The sequence below is a fragment of the Protofrankia sp. Cas8 genome (genome assembly GCF_963555845.1).
Taxonomy (GTDB): domain Bacteria; phylum Actinomycetota; class Actinomycetes; order Frankiales; family Frankiaceae; genus Protofrankia.
The window spans coordinates 1-5,591 of sequence record NZ_CAUVXI010000201.1; the positions used below are offsets into that span (position 1 = coordinate 1).

General features: G+C 66.7%; 7 protein-coding genes and 3 pseudogenes. 5 read left to right on the forward strand and 5 right to left on the reverse strand.

Features of this window, described 5'->3' with window-relative positions:
- Positions 1-182, forward strand: a pseudogene (locus U9977_RS22035) (glycosyltransferase family 2 protein); the annotation flags it as partial.
- An 85-nt stretch (positions 183-267) separates the two neighbouring features.
- On the opposite strand, the gene U9977_RS22040 reads toward U9977_RS22035, so the two are convergent.
- The 3 genes and pseudogenes from U9977_RS22040 to U9977_RS22050 all read right to left on the reverse strand — a co-directional run bounded on the left by U9977_RS22040 (position 268) and on the right by U9977_RS22050 (position 1,412).
- Positions 268-432: a hypothetical protein gene (locus tag U9977_RS22040; RefSeq protein WP_322751189.1), complete on the reverse strand. Its 165-nt coding sequence runs from the start codon at positions 430-432 to the stop codon at positions 268-270.
- Between the two features lie 15 nt (positions 433-447).
- Positions 448-693: pseudogene (locus tag U9977_RS27215) on the reverse strand (hypothetical protein); the annotation flags it as partial.
- A 71-nt stretch (positions 694-764) separates the two neighbouring features.
- Positions 765-1,412 (reverse strand): TetR/AcrR family transcriptional regulator, encoded by a 648-nt coding sequence (locus tag U9977_RS22050; RefSeq protein WP_322751191.1) that lies wholly within the window; start codon positions 1,410-1,412, stop codon positions 765-767.
- A 101-nt stretch (positions 1,413-1,513) separates the two neighbouring features.
- Between U9977_RS22050 and U9977_RS22055 the strand changes: the two are divergent.
- Positions 1,514-1,795 (forward strand): annotated as a pseudogene (locus tag U9977_RS22055) (winged helix-turn-helix domain-containing protein); the annotation flags it as partial.
- A complete protein-coding gene (locus U9977_RS22060; RefSeq protein ID WP_322751193.1) occupies positions 1,770-2,252 on the forward strand; it encodes a hypothetical protein in 483 nt (160 codons plus the stop codon). The pseudogene U9977_RS22055 and the gene U9977_RS22060, both read left to right, overlap by 26 nt.
- Before the next feature lie 154 nt (positions 2,253-2,406).
- Here the strand turns inward: U9977_RS22060 and U9977_RS22065 are convergent, their stop codons facing one another.
- A complete protein-coding gene (locus U9977_RS22065; RefSeq protein ID WP_322751194.1) occupies positions 2,407-2,538 on the reverse strand; it encodes a hypothetical protein in 132 nt (43 codons plus the stop codon).
- Between the two features lie 243 nt (positions 2,539-2,781).
- Between U9977_RS22065 and U9977_RS22070 the strand changes: the two genes are divergently transcribed.
- The gene (locus U9977_RS22070; RefSeq protein WP_322751195.1) at positions 2,782-3,582 is read left to right on the forward strand and encodes a hypothetical protein; all 801 of its coding nucleotides are present in this window, start codon (positions 2,782-2,784) and stop codon (positions 3,580-3,582) included.
- A complete protein-coding gene (locus U9977_RS22075) occupies positions 3,566-4,954 on the forward strand; it encodes a hypothetical protein (RefSeq protein ID WP_322751196.1) in 1,389 nt (462 codons plus the stop codon). The genes U9977_RS22070 and U9977_RS22075 overlap by 17 nt, the downstream gene beginning before the upstream one ends.
- Positions 4,955-5,234: 280 nt before the next feature.
- Here the strand turns inward: U9977_RS22075 and U9977_RS22080 are convergent, their stop codons facing one another.
- Positions 5,235-5,582, reverse strand: a complete 348-nt coding sequence (locus U9977_RS22080; RefSeq protein WP_322751200.1) for a hypothetical protein — start codon at positions 5,580-5,582, stop codon at positions 5,235-5,237.
- Between the last annotated feature and the right edge of the window lie 9 nt (positions 5,583-5,591).

Below are 5,591 nucleotides of genomic sequence, written 5' to 3' on the forward strand. Positions count from 1 at the left end.
CTTCACTGATGGCGGGCTCGGCCTTGGCAGCCGGCGTACTCATCGACACCCCGACGCTGCGTTACCGTAGGCATGGCACGCAACGTTCCCTGGAGAAGTCCGATTTCTCCGGGGGGGGGGGCGCAGTATTCCCTGATTCGACAACGAGCCGCTCTCCTCGCAGCGGCGTCCCCGTGGCGTGACGTCGACGGTGGCGAGGTTGAAGATACAGAACGGCGTGTTTGTTGATTTTTCCCGTTTCTGGAAGCGCGAACCCAAACGTTTTTCTCACTTTTTTTGGGCGGGTAGGTCGGCCGTTTCGATGGTGGTGTGCCGCAGCCTGATCTCAGGCAGCAACCAGCTCAGCGCGAAGGCCACCAGGGCGATCGGCACGGCGACCAGGAACACGAGCACCTGCAGGACAGCGCCGATACCGATTCCCAGCACGGCCATCGACACCGACTGCTACAGCCCCTGGTACCGACCCCGTTCCCGGGGGGGGGGCACCACATCACCAATGATCGTTATCGCTCCGACGATGAGGCCGCCGCCACCAATGCCCTACAGCGCGCGGAAGCCGATGAGATCGCCGACGATCGTGGGCAGCGCCGTAGAGACGATCGTCTGGTCCAGCGTGGCGAGCAGCATGCCGAGCATCAGGGCGCCGAGCACCATCCACAGCTGGCCCCGACTGCGCACCCTCTCACCTGGCATCCCGCCACTGGGCACCCTGGCGGCAGCAGGCGCCTCACCGGCGCCGACTGGTGACTTCAGTTGGATCGAGGTCATGACGGAAAGGCCCTTCTCGGTGCGGGCTCGCCCGCGGCGGGAGGCGCGAGCCCGGCGGCCAGGTTGTCGAATGCCGCGGCGACCAGGTCAGGTAGCGAACTGTCGCCGGGGCGGTCCCGCCATCGCAGGCTCATCGTTCGGGCGACGGCCAACGCCGCCGAGACGACGACCGACGGGTAGGCGTCCACGTCCGGGTCGAGCCCGCAGCGTTGGGCCATGACGTCGACCAAGGCGGCTTCGTAGCGGCTCCAGCTGGCGTGGAACGCCCCGACAAGCGCGGGGTTCGCACGGATCAGGCGAATCTTGGCCTGTAACTGGTCACGATGCAGGGCTGTGTCGATCAACCGGGCGATCATGACCGCTCGCAGCGCCGCGACCGGTGACTCCGCTGCCGGCCGGTTGGCCAGGGCGGAGACGACCTCCTCGATCTCCTCTCGGTCGATGCCGGCGATGGCGTCTTCTTTGGAGGTGAAGTAGTTGAAGAACGTCCGGGTCGACACTTCCGCCGCTTCGGCGATGCTGTAGACCGTCACGGCGTCGTAGCCCCGCTCGTCGGTCAGGCGGATGGCCGCGTCTCGCAGTATCTGCCGGGTCTTGAGCTTCTTGCGCTCACGAAGTCCTAATTCGGGTGGCGCGGTTGCCATGGGTGCGAGCTCCTCAGTTGGGTTCGCACCCAACAACTTTGCACCGGACGCATTTATTCTCGTCCAGTAACTCTGTACTTCGTGATACAAGCGACACTGCGCTGGACGACCCGGTGCGCGCCCGGCTACTGGCCGCCTTGGCCGAGCCCGGCTCGGCCACCACACTGGCCGCGCAAACAGGCCTGACCAGGCAGAAGGTCAACTATCACCGGCGCACACTGGAACAGCACGGCTTCATCGAGCTGGTCGAGGAACGACGCAAGGGCAACTGCACCGAACGGGTGCTGCAGGCCACCGCATCACCTCATCGTTCGCTCCGTTGGCCCGGATGGCTGGTTCAACCAGCTCGAGCACCTCGTGGAGACCCGGGACGGCGGGACGACCTGGGTCCGGTACGTGCACAGCGGGGTGTTCGTTGACGACTGGGACAGCCAGTACGACGGTGCCGCCAAGCACACCGACTTCTATCTGCACACGCTCGGCCAGTACCTGCGCTACTTCAGCGGCCGCCCGGCGAGCTACGTGGCGGTTGACGTACCGGCCTCCTCTATCACCCCGGACGGGTTCGATGCGCTGCGCCGGGCCCTCGGGCTCGCCGACGCCGAGCAGGACGACCAGGTCCGTGTCACGGTGCCCGGCCTCGCCCCGCTGGACGCCGCCGTCGACTACCTGACCCCGCACTTCCTCGGCCTGTGCACCGACGACGCGATGTACCGCGTCTTCGGCCGCAACGCTTTCGGGGCGCCGGTCGCCGTGGCCGTCCACATGTTCGCGCCCGACGCGGACCAGCAAGGCACGGAGAAGGCGCTGCGCTCATGGACCGAGGAGGTCTACGCCTGACCCGACCGGGGTGGACGCCGCTGTTGCTTCTACTGCTTTTACCCGCGGTGTCGGTAGACGTCCGCCCGGTGCTCGATCGCGACGACGTCAACCCGATGGTTGTCGGTGTCGATGCGGTACATGACACGGTGGACGCGACGACGACCGACTGTCCTTACCCGCCTGGCGTGCCGTCGGCGGCGAGCGTCTCCCGCTCGCCGCCGACGGCCAGGTTGTAGCGGATCGTCGCGGGGATCGGCGGCGGCGCGCCTCGATAGACCTCCAGGAGATCGAAACTGATCACCATCGCTTCATCCCTTCGTTGCCGCCAGAATCGGTTCGGTCGCCACGGGGTGCGTCTTGACCAGGTGCCGGCAGGCATTGCGCACGACCCACGCCGCATTCGGCTCTCTGGACCACTCACTCAATGCGGGCAAGCTGTCCATGACAACCCTGCTTCAGCCGCGCCGGCGACAAAGAACGACGAAAGATTCACCACCGTGCCGGCACCCGCGACTATGCGGGCACCACTGTCCCTGTGAGGTAACGCGTGAACACCGCACCAGTAACGACCCCGTCCGCTACCGGGACGCGCACACGGCCGCTGCTGAGTAAAGTCCCGCGAGCCACCGCCCTGTTCTGGTTCATCAAAATCCTGACCACCGGCATGGGCGAGGTCGTCTCCGACGACCTTATGGAACGGATGGGTAGCACCGCCGTGGTTCTCGGCGCCATCGCCCTCATCGCCTCGCTGGGGTGGCAATTGCGCACCGCGCGCTACCGCGTCTGGCCGTACTGGACAGCGGTGGCGATGGTGAGCGTCTTCGGTACCATGGTCGCCGATGGCCTCCGCAAGGGTCTGGGCCTCACATTTGTTGACACTACGATCGCGTTCAGCATCTTTGTCGCGGTCTCGCTGAGCGCCTGGTACGCATCGGAGCGCACGCTGTCGATCCACAGCATCACGACGCGGCGCCGTGAAATCTTCTACTGGACCACGGTCATGGCCACGTTCGCCCTCGGCACCGCTGTCGGCGACATGTTCGCCTCGACCTTGGGCTGGGGCTTCCTCGAGTCCGGGCTGGGCTTCTGCGCACTGATCGTCATGCCGGCCCTGGCGTACCGCTTCCTCACGATTAACGCCGTCCTCGCCTTCTGGTCGGCCTACGTCGTGACGCGCCCGCTCGGTGCGTCCTTCGCGGACTACGCGTGGGTGCCTCGCCCGTGGGGCCTCGGCATGGGCAAGGACCTGGCCAGCGAGATCACCGTCGTCGCCTTCCTGATCGTGGTGGTGATCGCCGCCACGACCCACAGCGGTGAACCGAAGGCCGCTGATGCCGCGAAAGCGTGATCGATTCCGCGCCGCGTCGTCGGCGCCACCGGCGGTCCTGCTCGTGCTCGGTTTCATCCAACTCTGCCGCAACCAGCCGCTGTGGTACGACGAGGCCTACAGTCGATTGCTGGCCGGCGTGCCGATCACGATGCTGGTGGGCGCCGTCTGGCATCGCACCGGAGTCATCTCCTACCTGTCCGTACCACCGTCGTTCAACGCCCCGTACTACGCCCTGCTGCACGTCTGGTGCGTGTTCGCCGGAACCAGCACCGTCGCGCTGCGCCTGCCCTCCCTCGTGTGTGCCGCCGCTGCGGTCGGCGTGGTCGCCGAACTGGTGCGCAAACAGGCCGGGCCGGGCGCGGGCCTGCTCTGCGGGCTGCTGTGCGCGACCGGGCCGCTGCTCGTCGACGAGGCGGTGCAGGCACGCGGCTACGGCCCCGCACTGCTCGCCCTCGCACTGTGTGCGCTCTGGTTCACCGACTGGCTCGCGACCGGGCACGGCGTGCGCCGGATGGGCGTCGCAGCGGCCGCCGCCGGCCTCCTGCACTGGTTCACACTCCCCGTTCTCGCCGGCTTCGCAGTCGCGGCCCTGCTGCTGCGCGGCCGGCCGGGACGCCGGACCGCCATCACCATCGTCGCCGCCTCCGTTCCGGCGGCCCTGCTGGTCAGCTGGTCGTTAGCCGGCGGAACACATGGCGCACCGTCTCCTCCCGCGGTCGGGTTGTTGCTGCCCGTGGATGCCGTCCGCGACTGGTCTGAAGGACTGGCGGCGCTCTCGATCGCTGTGACGGTGGCAGCGGTACTCGGCGTCTGGCGCACCGCGCACCGCGTGTTCGTGCTGTCCTGGACCGTGGTGCCGATGTTGCTCATCACCGGCCTGGAACTCGTCCGCCCGACGTACTTTGCGCGCTATCTGCTCTTCACCCTGGTCGGGCTGATCATCGCGGCCGCCCTCGGGATCGCGTCACTGCGCTCGGTGGCATTGCGGACCGGCGCAGCCGCGGTGCTGCTCGGCCTGTCGATCGCCGCTACGCTTCCCCATCTCAACGATCTGCCGCGAGAACCGTCACCCGCGGTGGTGCGACTGCTCGCCGCCGAGCAGCAAGCCGGACAGCCCATCATCGCTGCCGACGGCCGCATGTCCCTTGACCTCGAAACACATCTGACGCTGGCACCGCGCCTCCAGCAGGACCTGGTCCTGCCGCCGGTGGAGTTCACCACGCAGACGTCCTCCCCGGTCGTGTGGTTGGCCCGCGTAGTGCTGAAGGCCAACAGCGTTCCCGTCGTGCCCGCCGAACAACGCCTGCTGGACGCGGGATGGACGAAGCAAAGTTCCACCTTCCTGATCGGATCAAACACAAATCTGCGGGTTGAGCGGTGGACGCGCTGAACCAGCGGCTTCCCGGTGTAGCTGGCACATGCCGTGGCGGTGTGGAAGGTCAGCTGTTCGGCCAGCCGCAGGGCGGCGCTCTCGGCGGTTGCCGGGGGCAGCGTGGCGACTGCTGTGGCCAGCAGAACTCTTCCAAGACACCTCGGCGATTTGGACCGATCTTTAGAGCGACCGGCAATAGGGGACGCGGCGTCGCGGGGCTGGGGCACGCACCTCGCCGCCTCGCGATCTACGTGCCCCAAGCCTGTTCCTTGATCCACGCCCCTATCGTCGGGCGCTTTTACCGCTCGGCATCCACGCCAATAGGCACGGGTCCGACGGGGATGGTGTCAACGACGGTGTTGCTGTCGGTGTCGATCACCGACACGTTGTTCGAGAACTGGTTGGTGACGTAGGCGCGGGGATGGAACAAATCCTTAACGATCGCCACACCAAAAGGCGCGTTGCCGACGGGGATGGTGTCAATGACGGTGTTGCTGTCGGTGTCGATCACCGACACGTTGTCCGAGCCGGCGTTGGTGACGTAGGCGCGGGGATGGAAACCCCCGGTGATCGCCACGCCAACAGGATTGTTGCCGACGGGGATGGTGTCAATGACGGTGTTGCTGTCGGTGTCGATCACCGACACGTTGTCCGA